Origin of the sequence: Blastomonas sp. CCH9-A1 (assembly GCF_001557175.1) — a bacterium.
Classification (GTDB): Bacteria; Pseudomonadota; Alphaproteobacteria; order Sphingomonadales; family Sphingomonadaceae; genus Blastomonas; species Blastomonas delafieldii_A.
Genome location: NZ_LSHM01000073.1, coordinates 21,927 through 40,058 on the forward strand (window position 1 = coordinate 21,927; position 18,132 = coordinate 40,058).

18 protein-coding genes and 1 pseudogene are annotated in these 18,132 nt (G+C 64.4%); all 19 read right to left on the reverse strand.

Annotated elements, in window-relative coordinates:
* Positions 1-138 precede the first annotated feature (138 nt).
* The gene (locus AX725_RS19570; protein WP_060977808.1) at positions 139-3,297 is read right to left on the reverse strand and encodes an efflux RND transporter permease subunit; all 3,159 of its coding nucleotides are present in this window, start codon (positions 3,295-3,297) and stop codon (positions 139-141) included.
* Positions 3,294-4,778 (reverse strand): efflux RND transporter periplasmic adaptor subunit, encoded by a 1,485-nt coding sequence (locus tag AX725_RS19575; RefSeq protein WP_060977809.1) that lies wholly within the window; start codon positions 4,776-4,778, stop codon positions 3,294-3,296. The genes AX725_RS19570 and AX725_RS19575 overlap by 4 nt, the downstream gene beginning before the upstream one ends.
* Positions 4,775-6,007, reverse strand: coding sequence for a TolC family protein (locus AX725_RS19580; RefSeq protein ID WP_060977810.1), 1,233 nt, complete (start codon positions 6,005-6,007; stop codon positions 4,775-4,777). The genes AX725_RS19575 and AX725_RS19580 overlap by 4 nt, the downstream gene beginning before the upstream one ends.
* A gap of 138 nt (positions 6,008-6,145) precedes the next feature.
* Complete coding sequence (locus tag AX725_RS19585; protein WP_067512508.1) at positions 6,146-6,418, reverse strand: hypothetical protein; 273 nt, start codon at positions 6,416-6,418, stop codon at positions 6,146-6,148.
* A gap of 86 nt (positions 6,419-6,504) precedes the next feature.
* Complete coding sequence (locus tag AX725_RS19590; RefSeq protein ID WP_060977811.1) at positions 6,505-6,867, reverse strand: hypothetical protein; 363 nt, start codon at positions 6,865-6,867, stop codon at positions 6,505-6,507.
* Positions 6,868-6,911: 44 nt separating this feature from the next.
* Entirely contained in the window at positions 6,912-7,355 is a 444-nt protein-coding gene (locus AX725_RS19595; protein ID WP_060977813.1) for a DUF411 domain-containing protein, read from the reverse strand.
* Between the two features lie 68 nt (positions 7,356-7,423).
* Positions 7,424-7,897, reverse strand: coding sequence for a DUF305 domain-containing protein (locus tag AX725_RS19600; RefSeq protein WP_066044097.1), 474 nt, complete (start codon positions 7,895-7,897; stop codon positions 7,424-7,426).
* Positions 7,898-7,955: 58 nt separating this feature from the next.
* On the reverse strand, positions 7,956-9,101 hold the full coding sequence (locus AX725_RS19605) for a copper resistance protein B (protein WP_066044094.1): 1,146 nt from the start codon (positions 9,099-9,101) through the stop codon (positions 7,956-7,958).
* Positions 9,098-11,080: a copper resistance system multicopper oxidase gene (locus AX725_RS19610; RefSeq protein WP_082730824.1), complete on the reverse strand. Its 1,983-nt coding sequence runs from the start codon at positions 11,078-11,080 to the stop codon at positions 9,098-9,100. The genes AX725_RS19605 and AX725_RS19610 overlap by 4 nt, the downstream gene beginning before the upstream one ends.
* Positions 11,002-11,595, reverse strand: a pseudogene (locus AX725_RS19615) (aldehyde dehydrogenase family protein); the annotation flags it as partial. The pseudogene AX725_RS19615 and the gene AX725_RS19610, both read right to left, overlap by 79 nt.
* 262 nt (positions 11,596-11,857) lie before the next feature.
* On the reverse strand, positions 11,858-12,295 hold the full coding sequence (locus AX725_RS21080; protein ID WP_052241806.1) for a hypothetical protein: 438 nt from the start codon (positions 12,293-12,295) through the stop codon (positions 11,858-11,860).
* 111 nt (positions 12,296-12,406) lie between these two features.
* Positions 12,407-12,847, reverse strand: a complete 441-nt coding sequence (locus tag AX725_RS19625) for a four-helix bundle copper-binding protein (RefSeq protein ID WP_066044103.1) — start codon at positions 12,845-12,847, stop codon at positions 12,407-12,409.
* Positions 12,848-12,858: 11 nt separating this feature from the next.
* The gene (locus tag AX725_RS19630; protein ID WP_052241802.1) at positions 12,859-13,302 is read right to left on the reverse strand and encodes a DUF1622 domain-containing protein; all 444 of its coding nucleotides are present in this window, start codon (positions 13,300-13,302) and stop codon (positions 12,859-12,861) included.
* Entirely contained in the window at positions 13,289-14,011 is a 723-nt protein-coding gene (locus AX725_RS19635; protein ID WP_039330744.1) for a cytochrome c3 family protein, read from the reverse strand. The genes AX725_RS19630 and AX725_RS19635 overlap by 14 nt, the downstream gene beginning before the upstream one ends.
* Positions 14,008-14,733, reverse strand: a complete 726-nt coding sequence (locus AX725_RS19640; protein WP_039330914.1) for a hypothetical protein — start codon at positions 14,731-14,733, stop codon at positions 14,008-14,010. Before AX725_RS19640 ends, AX725_RS19635 begins: the two co-directional genes overlap by 4 nt.
* Positions 14,733-16,661 carry a 2Fe-2S iron-sulfur cluster-binding protein gene (locus AX725_RS19645; protein WP_502686121.1) on the reverse strand — a complete coding sequence of 643 codons (1,929 nt, stop codon included), beginning with the start codon at positions 16,659-16,661 and terminating at the stop codon, positions 14,733-14,735. Before AX725_RS19645 ends, AX725_RS19640 begins: the two co-directional genes overlap by 1 nt.
* Positions 16,662-16,687: 26 nt before the next feature.
* Positions 16,688-17,023: a hypothetical protein gene (locus tag AX725_RS19650; protein WP_039330740.1), complete on the reverse strand. Its 336-nt coding sequence runs from the start codon at positions 17,021-17,023 to the stop codon at positions 16,688-16,690.
* A 27-nt stretch (positions 17,024-17,050) separates the two neighbouring features.
* Positions 17,051-17,527, reverse strand: coding sequence for a MerR family transcriptional regulator (locus AX725_RS19655; protein ID WP_066271183.1), 477 nt, complete (start codon positions 17,525-17,527; stop codon positions 17,051-17,053).
* Between the two features lie 145 nt (positions 17,528-17,672).
* Complete coding sequence (locus tag AX725_RS19660) at positions 17,673-18,032, reverse strand: hypothetical protein (RefSeq protein ID WP_039330738.1); 360 nt, start codon at positions 18,030-18,032, stop codon at positions 17,673-17,675.
* Positions 18,033-18,132 lie beyond the last annotated feature (100 nt).

Here is an 18,132-nt window from a genome sequence, read left to right on the forward strand (position 1 = left end):
CCATGTCGCCCGCCATCGCGTTGGTTTCGGTAGCCGCCGGTGCCGCCGTATTCGTCGCTGCCGCCTCATTGGTCTCGGTCTTCGAGCCACATGCAGCAAGGGCAGCGGTCAGGGCCAGGACGGACAGAGCGTGAACTTTCATTGCAGGTTCCTTTCGTGGTGCTTCATTGGGATCGAGGGTTGAGAAGACCGCTGCCTCAGAAGCAGATAGGCGGCGGGGATGACGAACATCGAGAGAAGCGGCGCGGTCAGCATGCCGCCGACCATGGGTGCGGCAATCCGGCTCATGACTTCCGAGCCGGCGCCGGAGCCGACGAGGATCGGCAAAAGCCCCGCGATAATGACGGCGACGGTCATCGCCTTGGGCCGGACCCTGAGCAGCGCGCCTTCGCGCACCGCTTCTGCAATATCTTCGTGCGACGGCCTCTCGCCCCGCGCCTCGAGGGCATCCCTGAGATAGATCAGCATCACGACGCCGAACTCGGCGGCGACGCCGGCAAGCGCAATGAACCCGACGCCGGTCGCGACCGACTGGTGATAGCCGAGCAGGTAGAGGATCCAGAAACCGCCGGTGAGCGCGAAGGGGATTGTGCCCATGATGAGCACTGCCTCGTCGAGCCGCCGGAAGATGAGGTACAGCAGCAGGAAGATGATCGCGAGCGTCGCCGGCACGACGATCTTCAGCCGGTCGATCGCGCGCGCGAGATATTCGAACTGGCCCGAATAGGCGAGGCTGACACCCGACGAGAGCTTGACCTCGCGGGCCACCGCAGTCTGCAGATCATCGACCACCGAGGCGAGATCGCGTCCCCGGACGTCGACATAGACCCAGGTCGATGGCCGTCCGTTCTCGGTCTTCAGCATCGGCGGTCCGTCGCTGATCGCGATCTGCGCGACGCTGCCCAGCGTGATCTGCTGGCCCGATGGCGTGAGCACCGGAAGAGCGCGCAGTGCGTCCGGACTGTCGCGCAACTCGCGCGGGTAGCGGACATTGATGGGATAGCGCGCCAGCCCCTCGACGGTTTGGCCGACATTCTCGCCGCCGATCGCGCCCGCGACGATCGCCTGGACATCGGAGATGTTGAGGCCATATCGCGCGGCGGCGATCCGATCGATCTGCACATCGACATAACGCCCGCCTGTCAGCCGCTCGGCGAGTGCGGAGCTCACTCCGGGCACTCCCTTCGCGACCCGTTCCACCTCGCGCGCGATATGGTCGATGGCGGCAAGATCCGACCCAGAGACCTTGACCCCGATCGGGCTCTTGATGCCGGTCGCCAGCATGTCGATCCGGTTGCGGATGGGCGGCACCCAGATGTTGGCGAGGCCGGGTACTTTCACGGTGCGGTCGAGCTCCTCGACCAGCTTCTCCGGAGTCATGCCGGGCCGCCATTGCTCGCGCGGCTTGAAGCGGATCGTCGTCTCGAACATCTCGAGCGGGGCGGGGTCGGTCGCGCTCTCCGCGCGCCCCGCTTTCCCGAACACGCTCTGGACCTCAGGCACCGACTTGATCATGCGATCGGTCTGCTGGAGCAGCTCCGAGGCCTTGGCGGCAGAGAGCCCCGGCAGCGCCGAGGGCATGTAGAGAAGATCGCCCTCGTTCATCGCCGGCAGGAATTCGCCGCCGAGCCGGGACAGCGGCCAAGCGGTCGTCAGGAAGACCAGCCCCGCGAGGACGAGGGTCGCCTTGGGTTTCTTCAACACCCAGTCGATGGCGGGACGATAGGCCCGCGTCAGCGCGCGGTTGACCGGATTGGCCTGCTCGGAAGGAATCTTGCCCCGGATGAGCCAGCCCATCAGCACCGGAACCAGCGTCACGGACAGGATCGCCGCGGCCGCCATGGTGTAGGTCTTGGTGAACGCGAGCGGCGCGAAGAGACGCCCTTCCTGTGCTTCCAAAGTGAAGACGGGCACGAAGGACAGGGTGATGATGAGGAGCGAGAAGAAGAGCGCGGGACCCACCTCGCGCGCCGCGTCGGTGATCACCGTCCAGCGCGCCCCCCCGGCCAGCTCTTCACCGGGATGATCATGCTCCCATTGCTCGATCCGCTTGTGGGCGTTCTCGATCATCACGATCGCGGCGTCGACCATGGCGCCGATCGCGATCGCGATCCCGCCCAAGGACATGATGTTGGCGTTGACGCCCTGGAAATGCATCACGATGAAGGCGGCGAGGACGCCAAGCGGCAGCGTGACGATCGCGACAAGCGCCGAGCGCACGTGCCAGAGGAACAGCGCGCAGACGATCGCCACAACCACGAACTCTTCGGCAAGTTTGTGCGTGAGGTTCTCAATCGCGGCATCGATGAGGTGCGAGCGGTCATAGGTCGGCACGATCGCGACGCCGCGCGGCAGGCTCTTCTTTAAGAGCTCGAGCTTGTCCTGCACCGCCTGGATAGTGGCACGTGCGTCTGATCCCGAACGCAGGATGACGACTCCGCCCGCCACTTCGCCGTCGCCGTCGAGCTCGGCGATACCGCGGCGCATTTCGGGGCCAAGCTGGATGGTCGCGACGTCGCCGAGCGTTACCGGCACGCCGCCGGCCGCAGTGCGCAGCGGTATGGCGCGGAAGTCGTCGAGCGTCTGAAGATAGCCCGAAGCGCGCACCATATATTCGGCCTCGCCCAGCTCGAGGACCGAGCCTCCGGTTTCCTGGTTGGCCTGCCCGATCGCCGCGACGGCCTGCGCGTGGGTGATGCCGTAACCGGCAAGCTTCACCGGATCGAGCACGACCTGATATTGCTTGACCATGCCGCCGATGCTGGCGACTTCGGCCACCCCAGGCAGGCTCTTGAGCTCGTAGCGGAGGAACCAGTCCTGGAGCGACCGCAGCTGCGCGAGGTCGTGTCCGCCGGTCCGATCGACCAGCGCATATTGATAGACCCACCCCACCCCGGTGGCGTCGGGGCCGATCGCGCTGCGTGCGGTGTCAGGCAAGCGGCCCTGGACCTGGTTGAGATATTCAAGGACGCGCGAGCGCGCCCAATAGAGGTCGGTCCCATCGGCGAAAATGACATAGACGAAGCTGTCGCCGAAGAAGGAATAGCCGCGCACGGTCTTCGCCCCGGGCACCGACAGCATCGTCGTCGCGAGCGGGTAGGTGATCTGATTTTCGACGATCTGGGGGGCTTGGCCCGGATAGCTCGTGCGGATGATGACCTGGGTGTCGCTGAGGTCGGGCAGCGCGTCGATCGGCGTGCTGCGCAAGGCAAGGAGTCCGCCGAGGACGAGCGCCAGGGCGCCGAGCACTACGAACAGGCGGTTGTTAGCCGACCAGTCGATGAGACGGCCGATCATCGCGCCGCCTCGCGGCTCAGCGTGCGAACAACTGGACCTTCCGCCGCTTGGTCGAAGCCGAAGACGACGCGGTCGCCCTTCTTGAGCCCGCGCGCGAGCGCCGGGCTCCCCAGCTTGAACGTCATCGTCATGGCGGGCCATTTGAGCGCGGGGACAGGGGCGTGACTGAGGGTAATCCGGTCGCCCGCGATGCTTTCGATCCGGCCGCTCGCGCGATAGGCGCCGTTGGATGTCGTTTCCGGTCGCGGAGTTGGGGCTGCCCCGCCGATCGGGCGCGCCTCGATTCCCGAGAGGCTGGCCTCGGAGTCGATCAGGAACTGGCCGGAAGCGACGATCTTCTCCCCCTCGGCGAGGCCGGCAAGGATTTCGGTCTGGCCTCCTGACTCGGCGCCGGTCTGCACCTCGGCGGGCCGATAGCGCCCTTGCGCCAGCGCCAGCATGACGAGCGAACGCTTGCCGGTCCGAATGACCGCCTCCGAGGGGACGAGCAGTGCCGGCCGCGCAGCGTCGCCGAGATCGACCGAGGCGAACATGCCAGGGCGCAGGCGCCCGGCTCGGTTGGAAAGTTCGATCCGCACGGTGAGCGTCCGGCTTTCGGCGGCGACGCTTGGGAGGATCGCGGCGATGCGGCCGGTGAAGCGCTCGCCCGGATAGGCGGCGAGGGTCGCGGTCGCGCTCTGGCCTGGGCGAAGCCTGCCGGCCATCGCCTCCGGCACGGCGGCATTGAGCCACACCGTACCGAGCCCATTCACCTCGGCGAGTGTCTGACCGCTCGCGACCGTCATCCCGGCCCGGACGCCGAGCGTCTTGATTGTGCCGCCGGTCGGCGCCGAAATCGTCATCACATTGTGCGGTCGCCCGCTCCGCTCGACTGCGGCCACCGTTCCGGTGGGCATGCCCAGCAAGAGCAGGCGCTGACGGGCCGCGCGAGCGAGGCCCGCATCACCGATCCGCCGGGCGGCCAGATATTCCGCCTGTGCGCCCGCCCATTCCGGCACCAGTATGTCGGCGAGCGGGGCGCCTGCCCCGATCACATCGCCCGGCGCGCGCGCATAGACCCGTTGGACGAAGCCGCCAGTTCGCGCCTGGACGATGGCGACGTCGCGCTCGTTGAACTCGATTGTACCGGTCGCCGCGAGGCCCGATCCCAGCGTGCCCGTTCGCGCCTCCGCGATGCGCAGGCCAAGCGATTGCGTGCGGCTTGGGTCGATCGCCACGCCGGTCTCGCCGCTCGCCGCTTCGTCGACATATTTGGGGACAAGCTCCATATCCATGAAAGGCGATTTGCCCGGCTTGTCGAAATGCTGGCTCGGGACCATCGGATCGTACCAGTAGAGGATCTTGCGTCCGCTTTGCGCTGTTGCTCCAGGCGGAGACTCATGGCGCCAATTCGCGAGGCCATAGCCGAGGCCACCCGCCGCGAGTGCGAGCGCCGCGGCGGCCATGCCCAGCTGCGCGCGCGAGCTTGTGTCGAATTTCATTGGCTGTTCCCCCCAAAGGTGAAGACGAGCCGCACAGCATCGCGCGCGACTTCGGCCTCCCTGTCGAGCAATTGCAGTTCGATGTCGGCAAGCATGGTCTGGGCCTCGATCACGTCGAGCAGCCCGGCGCGACCCGCCGCATAGCTGGCCGTCTCGAGCTCAGCGCGATTGCGCGCGAGCGGCAGCAGCGTGTCGCGTGCGCGCATCCATTGCTCATGGTGCATGTCATGGTCGGCAAGGCCGGCTTCGAGATCGGCGAGCAGCGACCGGCGCATGTCCTCCTGCTCAGCCATCGCCGCGCCGGCGTTCGCGGTACTGGAGGCGATCATCGGGTCCTGCCGCCGTTTGGCAAAAAGGGGCAGGCTGACGGTGACGCCGGCCGAGACCATGTCGCCATAACGGTCTGCGCGGCGCTGATAGGCGACGTCGAAGCCCCAGTCGGGACGTTTATCGGCGCGGGCGATGGCAACGTCAGCCTCGGCCTGGGCGACCCGGGCACTGGCGGCGCCGAGATCGGGATGCTCCGCTAATGCGGCTCGCAAAGTCGTTGCATCGACCGTGAGCGCTGGGACGTCGCCAACGGTTTCAGGCGCCGACTCGCCGGTCCAGCGCGAAAGGAGCGCGCGCTGACGTCCCACTTCGGCGGCGAGCTCGCTCCGGCGGTCTTCCAGCACCGCGAGCGACTGCCGAACCTGCAGCGTCTGTGCGGGGCGGGCCGCGCCCGAGGCAACACCCGACTTTGCCGCGGAGGGAAGGGGGGCGAGCCGGGAAACTATGCCGTTGAGGGCGGCAAGACGACGCTCCGCATAGGCGAGATCGATCCAGGCCAGCGCCGTCGCCACCTTGACCCGCCTGCTCTCGGACAGAAAGGTTGCTTCCGCCGCCTGGACATCAGTCCGCGCTCTGCTTGAGCGCGCACGTCGCTTGGCGGCGTTGGGGACCTCCTGCGAGATCCCTAGCCGCGCCATCGTCATGCTGTCTTCGACGAAGCTGCCCGCTGGCGGACCCGACACCGGGAAATTGTCGATTCCGAGTCCAAGCTTGGGATCAGGAAGCTGCCCTGCGGCGGGCAGCGCAGAACGACGCGCATCAGCCTCCAGCGCCTTGGCGCGAAGCGAGGGAGCCTGTGCCTCGGCTCGGGCGAGCGCCTCCTCGAAGCGAAGCTGCCCGGCGAGCGCGGGATTCGTGGTCAGAGCGAGCACAGGGACGGCTAAGAAGAAGGTACGCATGGAGGACTCCCATTGCAGAGGATCCCGGGCCGTGAAGGACAAATTATGAGTGCCAACGCGCGCCGACGCGGTCTCTTGCCCGCGCCGGCGCGACGCGCCTGGCCTCACTGTTCTATCCTATCGGCCGGGAACCGTGGCTCAGCCGGCCGAAGACGACATGTTGCCTTCATGCATGGATTTCATGCAATCGGCCGCGCTCGTCTTCATCATGTCGCAGGCGCAGTTCGCCATCTGCGCGCTGTCGGGCACCCACACGCGCTTCTGCGCCGGGCCGGTCGCTCGCGGCCCATATTGCGGCACTGACTTCCATTCCCAGCGCCCTTGCGGCGCACTGCTCTGGTCGGCAGCCCATGCGGGCGCGGCGAGGCTGAAGACCGCCAGCAGGGCGGCCAAAATCGACTTCTTGATCATCACGAATATCCTTGACTGTATGGAGAGGCATCGCGGGCGTCTGGACGCGACAAGAAGCCGCGCGCCTGACGGGCGCGATTGTTCAATCAGCCAAGGAGGGTGGGGGGCTCCGGCTCGGGTGCGTACTCGTGCCCCTGCAGGACGCTGACGGTGGTCCAGAAAATAGCCTGGTTGTGAATCCACGGCGATGCGGGCGCGGGCACTGCATTACCCAGCACGATTGGCACAACGCATCCCATCGCCCCGATACAATCGAGCGTAAGCCCCTTACACGGTGTTCCTTTTGGCGCGGGCTGCTGCTTGGCCATCATTGCCATGCAATCGGCGTCCATCGCCATCGCTGTGGGCGCACGCGCCGCGACGGGCACGCCGTGCGCATAGGCCAGCTGCGCCCCGAAGAGGCCGAAGAGCGCTCCGACAAGGAGCAGAGAGGCGAGCAAGCGTTTCAAGACGTTTCTATCTATCGCAGCCTAATCTTTCCGACAATCGCCATCTATCCTTGATGGCGCGCAAATATTCGTGTGCCTGATGGACCGAATGCGACGACGACATAGGGGTCGCCGCGACGACCCGGCACCTCCATGCCCGGCGATCCCACCGGCATTCCGGCCACGGCTAGGCCAGTGACGCCCTTCGGGCGCTGGGCGAGCACCCGCTTCATGTCTGCGATGGGAACGTGACCTTCGAAGACCAGGCCGTCGATGACTGCGGTATGGCAGGAGGACAGCGAGGCCGGAACGCCGCGCGTGCCTTGGAAAGTGGCGCGAGACTGATCGTCTACCATCCTGATCTGCCGCCCGAACTGTGCGCGGACTTGTGCCGCCCATTGCTCGCAGCACCCACATCCCGGGTCGCGGTGAACCACGATCGGGCCCGCCGCATTTGCAGCGGTTGCCAAAAGCATCAATGCGGCTCCAAGCAGATGGCGCTTCAGCATGTTCGGTCCTCTTTCCTTCATCTGCCTATACGCGGTCGGGAGAAGAACCCCTCGAAATATGCCGCGCGTCAATTGAGGCGCACAAGGATGACCTTCATCTGTTCGATCTCGCGGCGCTGAGAGTTTCGGATTTCGCCGCACAGGCGCTTGACCTCTGCATCCCGGAGATTCGCTTCGCGGCACATCAGGATGGCGCCTGAATGATGTGGGATCATCGAACGCAGGAAGGCGACGTCGTCGATTGTCGTTTGGGATCGGATCAGCGCGAATGACCCAAAGAAAACGGCCACCGATACGACGATGATCGCAAGATTGGCGGAGCGCGATGCAAACATGTGCTTCATCGCCAGAATCATCAGCACCACCATGGGTGCTACCATCATCAGCGTCATGTAGAGCATGTTGAGATTGTTGTAGAAGCTGTCGAGGCTGTCGATCATGACGAACATCACGAGGTACATGATGACGGCGCCGATCAAGGTCTGCAGGGCAAGACTCAAATAGCCGTTCATCTTGCTTCCTGCGTTCTGCGAATGGTCCATCTCACTCTCCTGTCGGTCCCGCCCGGATATCAGTCCGCCTCACGTCCTCGGTGAGCGCTCAGAACCAGATTCGGACGCCAGCGACAAAACTCGTCGTTGTCGGATCTTCCCCGTCGTCGCGCGCGTAACGGGCGGTCTGGCCGCTTTTCGCGTCGTAGGACACACCCACATAGGGTGCGAGCTTGCGCGTGATTTCATAGCGCAGCCGCAAGCCCAGCTCTGCATTGGAAAGACCGGCCCCGATGCGATTTTCCGGTACGTCTTGCGCAGCGAAGTTCAGTTCGACCCTAGGCTGCAAGACCAGGCGCTGGGTTAGGCGCTGATCATAATAGCCCTCGACGCGCCCGAGCAGGTCGCCCTTGTCCGAGAGGAAGACAGCGCCCTCGACCTCAAACCAATAAGGGGCAAGCCCTTCGAAGCCAAGCACGGCATAGGCGCGTGAGGGATTGGGCTTGAAGTCGTAGCGCACACCTGCCTGGAGATTGAAATAGGGTCCTATCGCGCGGCTGTAGAGCGCCTGGATCTCTGCGGCTTCTACGCCGTCGCGGAAAGCGCCTTCTCCTTCGGATTTAAGCGTCAGCCGGTTGATGTCGCCGCCGAACCAAGCCTCGCCGTCCCACCGATAGCCGTCACGGCCTTTGCGGGCCTGATATTCGGCAAGGTTGAACATCACCTGCGACAGCGTCTGGCCGCCTTCTTCTGCCATCATTTTCCGGCGCGCCAGCGCCATTTCGGCCGGGGGAAACTGGCGATCGGCATAATGGTCCATTGGTGGCCTTGGAGCCGGCGCGCTGCCGGCAGGCAGTGCCGTACCGGTCGGCTGCATGGTCGGCATCGCGCTCATGTCGTGGCCGGCATGCTCGTTTTGCATGTCCATGCCCGGCATGGCGTCATCAGCCATGGTCTTTGAGGGGTCTTCGGACATGCCCGGCATGTTGGAGTGATCCATGCCCTGCATATCATGACCCTGATGCGCTGCCGGTGGCTGGGCAGGCTTGGGAGGCTCGCGCCTCACCGGGCGCGCCGCAGGCGCTGGTCGACGGGGTGCCGGTTTTCTCACCTTGGGCTTGGGCTTTGCAGCCTGTGGCTGTGCCGTCGGCATCGACATCCCCGGCATGTTGTGCATCGAATGATCCTGCGCGAACGCGGGTGCTGTGAGGACCATGGCGGACGATGCGGCGAGGAGAGCAGCGAGCCGCGTCATGCTGCCTCTCCTTTGGGACGGACGCTGACGATCCGCATCATGCCGGCATGCATGTGATAAAGTAGGTGGCAGTGGAAGGCCCAGTCGCCGACGGCGTCTGCAGTGAAATCCCAGGTCACCTTCCCGCCCGGCTGAACGATCACGGTATGCTTGCGCGGCCCATGATCGCCATGGCCGGTCACCAGCTCGAAGAAATGGCCATGAATATGGATAGGATGTCCCATCATGCTATCGTTGATCAGGTTCACCCGCACACGCTCGCCCTCGATGAACGGAATGGGCTCATGCACGTCGGACATCTTCTCGCCATCGAAGGACCACATGAAGCGCTCCATGTTGCCGGTGAGATGGATGTCGATACTGCGAGACGGCGCGCGCACGTCGGGATTGCGGTCGAGCGCCATCAGGTCCTTGTAGACGAGGACCTTGTGACCGACATCCTCGAGACCCTGGCCGGGTTCGCCAGTCCGATCCATTGGCATCGGTGAGATCGTCTGGACACCGGGGCCGCGCTTGACCTGAGGTGCGTTGGAGAAGTCGCGCATGTTCATCGCGCCCATATCCGTCGATCCCATGTCATGGCCCGCCATGGGCTGACTGCCGGCCATCGCACCATGGCCCATCGCCGCGTGATCCATGCCGGTCACACTGCCTTGACCCATGGAGGAATGGTCCATCGCTCCCATCGTGTTATGATCCATGCCCGCCATCTGCGGCTTGGTGCTTTGGATGGCCGCTCCGGCAGCGACGCCCGAAGCAAGTCGCCCCGACGCATTTTTCTCCGCTGTCGGATCGACTCCGCGAGACGAGTTCATGCCACCCGACATGTCCATGCCTTCCATGCCCTGCATGCCGGACATATCCATCCCCATGTCCTTCATCGTCGTGATGGGACGCTTTCGAAGAGGTGGAACCGGCGCGGTCATGCCGGCCCGAGGTGCTAGGGTTGCCCGCGCCATACCGGAGCGGTCGATAGCCTCGCCGACGAGCGTGAAGGCCTTGTCTTCGGACGGCGTGACGATTGCATCATAGGTCTCTGCAACGCCGATCTGGAACTCGTCGACCTCGATCGGCATGACATTTTGGCCGTCAGCCTGGACGATGGTGAGGCGTAGCCCCGGAATGCGGACGTTGAACGTCGTCATCGCGGAGGCATTGATAAACCGCAGACGGACCCGCTGGCCTGGCGTGAAAAGCGCAGTCCAGTTGTCAAACGGCCCATGGCCATTGACGAGATAGGTATAAGCGGCGCCTGTGGCGTCGGAGACGTCGGTCGGATCCATCCGCATCGCTCCCCAATCGACCCTATCCTTGAGCCGTTGGTCTTTGCCTGCGAGCAGACCGGCAAGTGTCTGCCGCTGGAAATTGAAATGGCCTGGATCGACCTTCATGCGCCGAAAGATCGCCTCTGGCGAAAGCTGGCTATGGTCGGACAGAACGATGACATGCTCGCGGTCGGACTGGACGGGGTCGGCGCCTGCAGGATCGATCACGATCGGGCCGTAATGTCCAAGCTGCTCCTGGAGGCCGGAATGGCTGTGGTACCAATAGGTGCCGTTCTGACGGACGGGAAACTCGTAGAGATAGCTCGATCGCGGCTTAATTCCCGGAAACGACACGCCAGGAACGCCGTCATGTTGGGGTGGCACGAGAAGGCCATGCCAGTGAATCGAGCTGTCTTCGTCGAGATCGTTGATCACGTTGAGCCGCACTGTCTGGCCTTCACGAAGGCGGATCAGCGGGGCCGGCACGGTGCCGTTGATGCCGATCGCGGCTGACCGGCGCCCATCGATCGTCATCGTTTGTCGTGCGATCTTCAGCGTTATATCGGTGCCCGATACGGTTGGAATCGGCACGGTGAGCCCCTCGGAAACCGGTTGGGCCCATGCCGGCAGCCAGTCAGCAGCGTGAGCGGCGTCTGTGAAGCCGGCTTGATGACCGTGCAGTTGCCGGCGGCAAGCGCCGGGGCGATCTTCCATGCCGCCATCAGCAGCGGGAAGTTCCATGGGATGATCTGGCCAACGACGCCGAGCGGCTCGCGGAAATGATAGGCGATGGTGTCGGCGTCGATCGTCGAGATCGTGCCTTCTTCCGCCCGGATGCAGCCGGCGAAATAACGAAAATGGTCGATCGCGAGCGGCACGTCGGCGGCGCGCGTCTCGCGGATCGGTTTGCCGTTGTCGATCGTCTCGGCAAGCGCCAGCAGTTCAAGATTGTGTTCCAGACGGTCGGCGATCCTGTTGAGCAGCGTTGCGCGCTCGGCCGGCGCAAGCCTCGCCCATTGGTCCTTGGCGGAGTGGGCAGCGTCGAGCGCGCGCTCGACATCTTCGGTGGTAGAGAGGGCGAACTCGGCGATCAGCGCGCCGTTGATCGGGCTCGTGTCGGCGAAATATTGGCCTGTGGAAGGCGGGCTCCAGCGCCCGGCGATGAAATTGTCGTAGCGATGCCGGAAAGTTGGCGCGGCATTGATTGTCTCGATGGCCTGTTCGAACATGATCCCGGTTCTTGTGTTGTCCTCGTCAAGTGTGTGCGTGACGGCCAAGCGCGGCCCTTGCGGCAGGATCCGGTTACCCCGTTCGCCCGCCGCCTATCGAGCATCGCTTGCACTCAGGGTTTGTCCCGCGATTTGAGTCTGACGGGAGCGCGCGTGGTCCTAGCGATACATGGCGCAAATCCGGCCCTTTGCGGCGAAGGGGGGCAAGAACGGCCCGCCGCCGGGGGCGGGGCGGCGGGCCGTCAGCTCCGGGGAGCGGAGTCTACATGTCATTCATCGGCATCGGTTTGTCCGAGGGCATCGCCATGGGCTTGTCCGCTGGCTTCATGCCTTTGCTCGGGCAACAATCCTTGCCCGGCTTCATCGGCATGCCCGCCTTGCCGCCTTGCGCCGCCATGCCGCCCATACCTTGTTGCTGCATGCCCTGCTGCTGCATGCCCTGCATGCCCATCTGGTGGTCCTGCATCATTTGATCGTGCATCTGCTGCCCGCCGTGATCCATGCCCTGCTGGTGCGCATGGTCCTGAGCGGCCGTGGTCGACGGCGGCGGCGGGGCGACAGGCGCTTTGGGTGATGCTGTGGGCTTTGGGGCCGTGACCGCAGGCATGTCGGCCGGCAGTTCGTCGGCCATCACATAGGCTACGCCGCCGACACTGGTGAGCAAGCCGAAAACAGTAAGATAGATGGCTTTCCGGGTCATTTCGCGTCTCCGCTAAACTGGCGATACTCTTGCGTTTTTCTCGCCGCTTCTTGGCTCTGCAATGGGACCACCCGCCGCTTGAAACTATACGTAGTTTGCGAAGCGCCCCGTTCAGTCGGCCATCGCGGCCATATGGCGGCAGCCTTCCGCACACCGTCTACAGGCTTCAGCGCAATGGGTCAGCTGCGGGTCGTCACGCCGCTGCTCGCATTCGCGAGCGCACTGGTCGCAAGCGTCCGCACAGGCTCGGCAAAGGATGGTGTGCAGCGCCGAGCGACGCAGCATCGAATTGGCCGTCGCCTGGCAGATTTCCGCACAATCGCTCAGGAGCGTGAGCAGCGGGGCGCTGGCCGGCGATCGGCTCGAGCTTGCGACATAGTTCGCCGTCTCCAAACACATGGCATGCGACGCGGCGCAAAGATCGATGCAGTCCTTCATCGGCATCGCCATTGCTGCGGCGTGCCCCGAACCATCGCTTGCGACAGCGCCGCTTGCCACTCCTGAAGCGAGAAGCGCCGTACCGCTCGCCAACAGGGTTCTGCGTTCGATCATCCTTACCTCCATCATGAACCGTTTGGATCGATCCCGGGATTCTCCCCGCAGCCGGGTTGGCCACCGCTACCTGCGGCAAGCGAGCGATGACGCGCCATGACGGTATCCTGCCAGGGCCAATGGCCATTGATCTCGACACCGAGCGAGATGCTGAGGAACGTGCGCACCAGGACCAGCCCGGCCAGTACGACCAGGTCGGCGATTGTCGGGTTGATCACCAGCGATTTGACGATGTCGCCTGCGACCAGGAATTCGAGACCCAGAAGAATGCTGCGCCCCAGCGTCGAACGGAAGGCGAGATAGGCGCGCGACCGGTCGCTCCCTCGAAACGCCCGGAGAAACACGCCACTGGCATAGGCCGCGCCGACCAGGATGACCAAGGTGCCGGCCAGATCCAGAACGACGACGGCCAGGTGGAAAAACTGGCTTAGCCAGGGCGCGTTAATGGTGATCATACCACCCCCGGCGCCGGATGTTGTTGAAGCTGTCGGTGGTATGGCAGGAATAGCACTGATCGACCCGGGCCTTCTCGCGTGCGGCCCGCTGCGAAACCATGCTGAAGTGTTCCATATAGTGGCTGGGAGGCGCTTTGTGACACTCGACGCACTGCGTCGAATTGGTCGAAGGGTGGCGATAGCTGGCAATCGTCCACGAATCGGTGCTGTGGCAGGTGGCGCAATCGGCGCCGAACAGCCCGAGATGCTTGTCCCTGATCGAATGGCAGCTCGCACAATCGAGCGTCGCACCGGACGTCGCCAGGGGTTTGCGGGATTGCATTTGCAGAGCCGGGCCGCTCCAGTTCTTCGGATCGAGCAACGCGGCGTGGCTCATTTGGACAATCCCCTGATTGCCCTGATGCTCGACATGGCAGGAACTGCATTGCGTGGCCTGGGAATGGAACATGGTCGATTGCTTGTCCCCGAACTCGGTTCCGGCGTGGCATGACAGGCAGGTCTTCGCCTCAACTCCCTTGAGGGGCGTGTGGCAGCTGGCGCATTGTCCGGCCAGCGACCGGTGGGCGCTCGACAAGGGTCCGGGAGCGACAAAACGCTCCACAATCCCGGCCTCGGAAGGCGCGTTCGTGCGCAAGGCCAATGGCGCACCCACCAGCAGAGCCACGGTCGCGAGAACGAAGAGCCAAAAAAGGAGGCGCGCAAACCTCATATCCAGCGCAATCCGAAATAGATCGCGGCGCCGATGTGGACGACAAGGACGGCGTAGAGAATGCAGCCGACCACGATGTGCAGCCACCGCCACTTGCCGAACAGGGCATCGGTTGCGCTTTCCGCCCGCACCGCGAATTCCATGTCCACCATTGCTCCGGCCAGGGATTCAGCGTCCTTCGCGGCGGGATCGGCGGGCCGCTCGGCGGAGACGAACAACAATCTGTGCCAGCGGCGCAGCGGGGGCGCTTCCGCCTCCTTGGCAATGGTCGCGTCGAGGCCAAGAAGCGCCGCTTGTAGCGAGGCCAGTTCGGATTTCCGTCCGCGCAGCGCCTTAGCCAACTGGCCCAGCAAATAGCGGCCGATGTAGCCGCTCAAGACCGTCAGCAATAGCGTCCCGGTCAAGACCAATCCGGCCGGGCTCTCCAAGCTATGCGCGGCGTGGACGAGGCCGAGGATCGCGGCCAGAACCCCGGCGTAGATGTGAATCGCCAGCAGCGTCGGCTTGCTGACACGGTGCGCGGTCGCCTCGGCGATCGATTTGACGTGCTTGACCAGGACATAGGGCAAGGTCAGCAGCATCAGCACCGCAGCCGCGATGCCAATGACCCCGCCAGCCAGGCTGCCCGGGAAGCGCGGAGAGACGTGCAGCAGATATCCCAACGGGAAGAGGATCACGAACGCGACCATGAGAGCAACCAGGATATCACCGCGCTCGCGCATCAGGCTTCCACCACCAGCGGCTGTCCGGCGCTCTTCGCCTGGCACGCCAGAATGTAACCCTTTTGCTTGTCCTCCGGATCGAGACCGGTCTCGACCGCCATCGTGACTTCACCCGAGATCAGCTTGGTGACGCAGACGCCACATTCGCCCATTCTGCAGGCATAGGAAATCTCGACGCCGGCGTCTTCGGCGGCTTCCAGCACAGTCTCCTCTGCGGACAACGGGGCCGAGACGCCCGAGACCGCAAAGGTCACCGTTGTTGGCGCCACGGCATCCTTGCGCTTCGTGCGTGCCGCCGCCGGACGCTCTTTCGTTTCGATCTCAGCCGCGTTGTCCGGCAAGGAGGCAGGGCCAAATGCCTCGGTGTGCAACTGCGCCTCGGGCACGCCAAGCTCCGCGAGCTGCGCGCGCATTGCCGCCATCATGCCGGGGGGACCGCACAGGTGGACCCGGCGCTTGGCTATGTCCGGCACAGCGGCGCGCAGCATTTCCAGGGTGATCGGCCCTTCCGGCCCAAGCCAGACGGTGCCCGCGGAGCGTTGCATTGCGGCCATCACATGAAGGTTGGCGAAGCGTCGCTCCAGCCGTTCGAGCTCGTCGCGAAAGACGAATTCTTCGGTCGAGCGCGCGCCATAGAGGAAGAAGATCTCTCCTGGCCAGGCGATGTCGGTAAGATAGCGCAGCACCGACATCATCGGTGTGATGCCGACGCCCCCGGCGATCAGGACGATGCTCTCGGCATCGGTTCCGGTGAAGGTGAACTCACCGAAGGGGCCCGTCACCTTGAGCAGATCGCCAGTCTTGACCTCATCGTGGAGAAACTTCGAAACCGCGCCCTGTTCCTCGCGCTTGACGGTGAGTTCGACGTAGGCCCGTTGCGTCGGCGAGGAGGCGATCGTGTAGGATCTTCGCACGGCTTTGTCCGCTTGCGGGGTGACCTCCACCTGCAAGAATTGGCCCGGCAGAAAGTCGAATGGCAGGCGATCCGCGCCGGGATCGGCCAATCGGAAGGTTTGGACCGTAGGCGTCTCGCGAACGATCTGAACGACCTTTAGCTGGCCCGACCACCGTTTCGAAGGACGCAAGGCCGCAGCCGGTGGGACGTCTTGCGTCGGCACGGCGTCGCGAGCCGGGGGAAGCGATTCCGGCAGCGGTTGCCCCGAGGTCCTGGCGAGGGCGGCAACGGGCGCCGCGACCGAAGGGCCGCTCGCGGCATTCGCCGCACCCATCAGCGTCCGGACACGGCGAAGCCGGAGCACTTGCAGCGCGATTAGACTGGCGCTGACCAAGGCGAGGAAGAGCATGAGCAAGAAGTGCGAAGGCGAAAGTCCAAACAATTGCCGAGCGCTTGCATGCGCCGGATCGGCGATGCCGAGCTGGTCGCGAAACCAGGTCTGCGCCGCGATCGGAGCTTGCGCTTCGCTCGCAAGCGCGGCTTGACCGGCAGCACCGCTCTTCAGAAGATCGAGCCCTTCGCGCAACTTCTTTGCCGCATCGAGCCGGGCTTGCGGGGTCGCGGCGTGCATTGCCGCCGCGTTGGCCGCTTCGACCATTGCCAAGCCGTCTGAGACGCGCTGTTCCGCCTGGCTGGCCAGAGCCTGCTTCTCCTCGGCCGAAGTGGCTGGCAATGTCAGCAGTTTGGCGAAAAACGGGCCGCGCCGGTTCGCTCCGCCATGTTCGCCTTCTCCGCCCATCATCTCCTGCATCATGTCCTGCATCATCGCGGACATGGCGCTATCGGCGGCGGGCTGGCCGCCCGGCTTGGCCTCGTGGGCTCGGAGATGTGTATAAGAGACAGGCGTAGCCATGGGCGACGGCGCGGCACCGCCTGGATGATGCGCGCTGTGCTCGTCGCCGTCCTGCGCGTGCGCCGGCATTGCCAGCGCACACGCAGCGATAGCGATCACAGCGCATCGGGGCTTCGGCATCGACATGGGGAACGCTCGATCGCCGCCTACATGTCCTGCATACCCCCGCTTGGCATCGAACTGCTCTGGTTGGTTGGCTGCGAGTCGGGAGCCGGGGTAGCGGGGTGGTTCATTCCCGGACCCATGCGCATGCTGTCGTGATCCATCTTCTGGCGCTGGTCGGCCTCCATCCGGTTGTGCATATCGTCGGCTGCCGTGGAATTGGTCGCGTCGCTGGCTCCTGTCTCGCTTGCGGCGTCGGTGGCTGCCGCGCTGGGGGTGGCCTCTTTGTCCTTGCTGTTGCAGGCCGACAGCGCGAGGGCGCCTGCAAGCGCCAGACCGAAGCCAGTCCACGACAGTGCCTTGCGATTTAGGTAAGCCATATTCGGTCCTTTCTTTCTTGGTAATGATTAGCAATTGCCTCGCGCGAAGCGCGATCTGCGGCGCCGCGTTGCACATCTTCCCGCCTGAAAACCGACCCACAGGGGCTGGGCTTCGTCTAGCGGCGTTGCGGCAACCAGGCTGGTCAGGAACGTTTCGACTTCCGAGAGCCACTCGACATTGTCCCTCGCGGCGTCGAGCTTCGCGCGCGTGACGCCGAGCAGCGTCTCGATCCGATCGCGGTTTGCTGTCGATGCTTCGAGCAAATCGCGGGTCTGTTCGAGGCTGAAGCCCGCTTCGTGGACGTGGCGAATGCATTGCAGCCGCTCGAGGTCGTCGTCGCTGTAGACCCGGTAGCCTGCGCCATTTCTGACCACCGCAGGCAACAGGCCGATGCGTTCGTAATGGCGAACCGCATCGCGGCCCACGCCGGCGGCTGCGGCGAACTCTCCTATCTTCAATCCTGCCATGGCATCCATCCCAATGTGGCTGGCCGGGCGCTGCATCTTGTGTGCAGGCGGTTTCCGCTTGGAACCGTTGTTGGGCGTCCCGGCCGTGCAGCGCCTCGCACGGGGAGTAGGGGTCGTTGGCCCTCCGGTGGGAAAGGCCAACGTGCCCATAGACCGCCGCCGCGCGCGCGGCTGGCCGCGCTTAGTGACTGCGCTGCAGTTCGACGATATCGTTGCGAGCCGGCTTGCCGCTGACGACGGTGACGTGGGCGAAATGGTCGTCGAAAACGTGATCGATCCTGACTTCGCCGACCTCCTTGCGGTGAAAACTCGGGCCCGTGCCCTTTTGCGGGCCAGTATGAGGGACGATCCGATAGACGTCGAGAACCTGTCCGACCTCGGCACCGTCGGCTTTGCCGATGCAAACGACTGTTCCGGTTGAACCGACTTCGACGATGGTGCCGCGCATAAACCAGGTGTGGCCGATGCCCTGCGACAGGACCGGGGTCGCGCCGAGCAAGGCAATTCCAGCGAACGCGGCGGTGAGGGACTTCTTCAACATGATCGACTCCTTCGCGAAATTTGGAGGCCGGCCCCAGGCCTAATGGGGGGCCGGTGAGAGAATGTTCGAAAACGTACGCTAAGCATCCCGACCGTTCCGA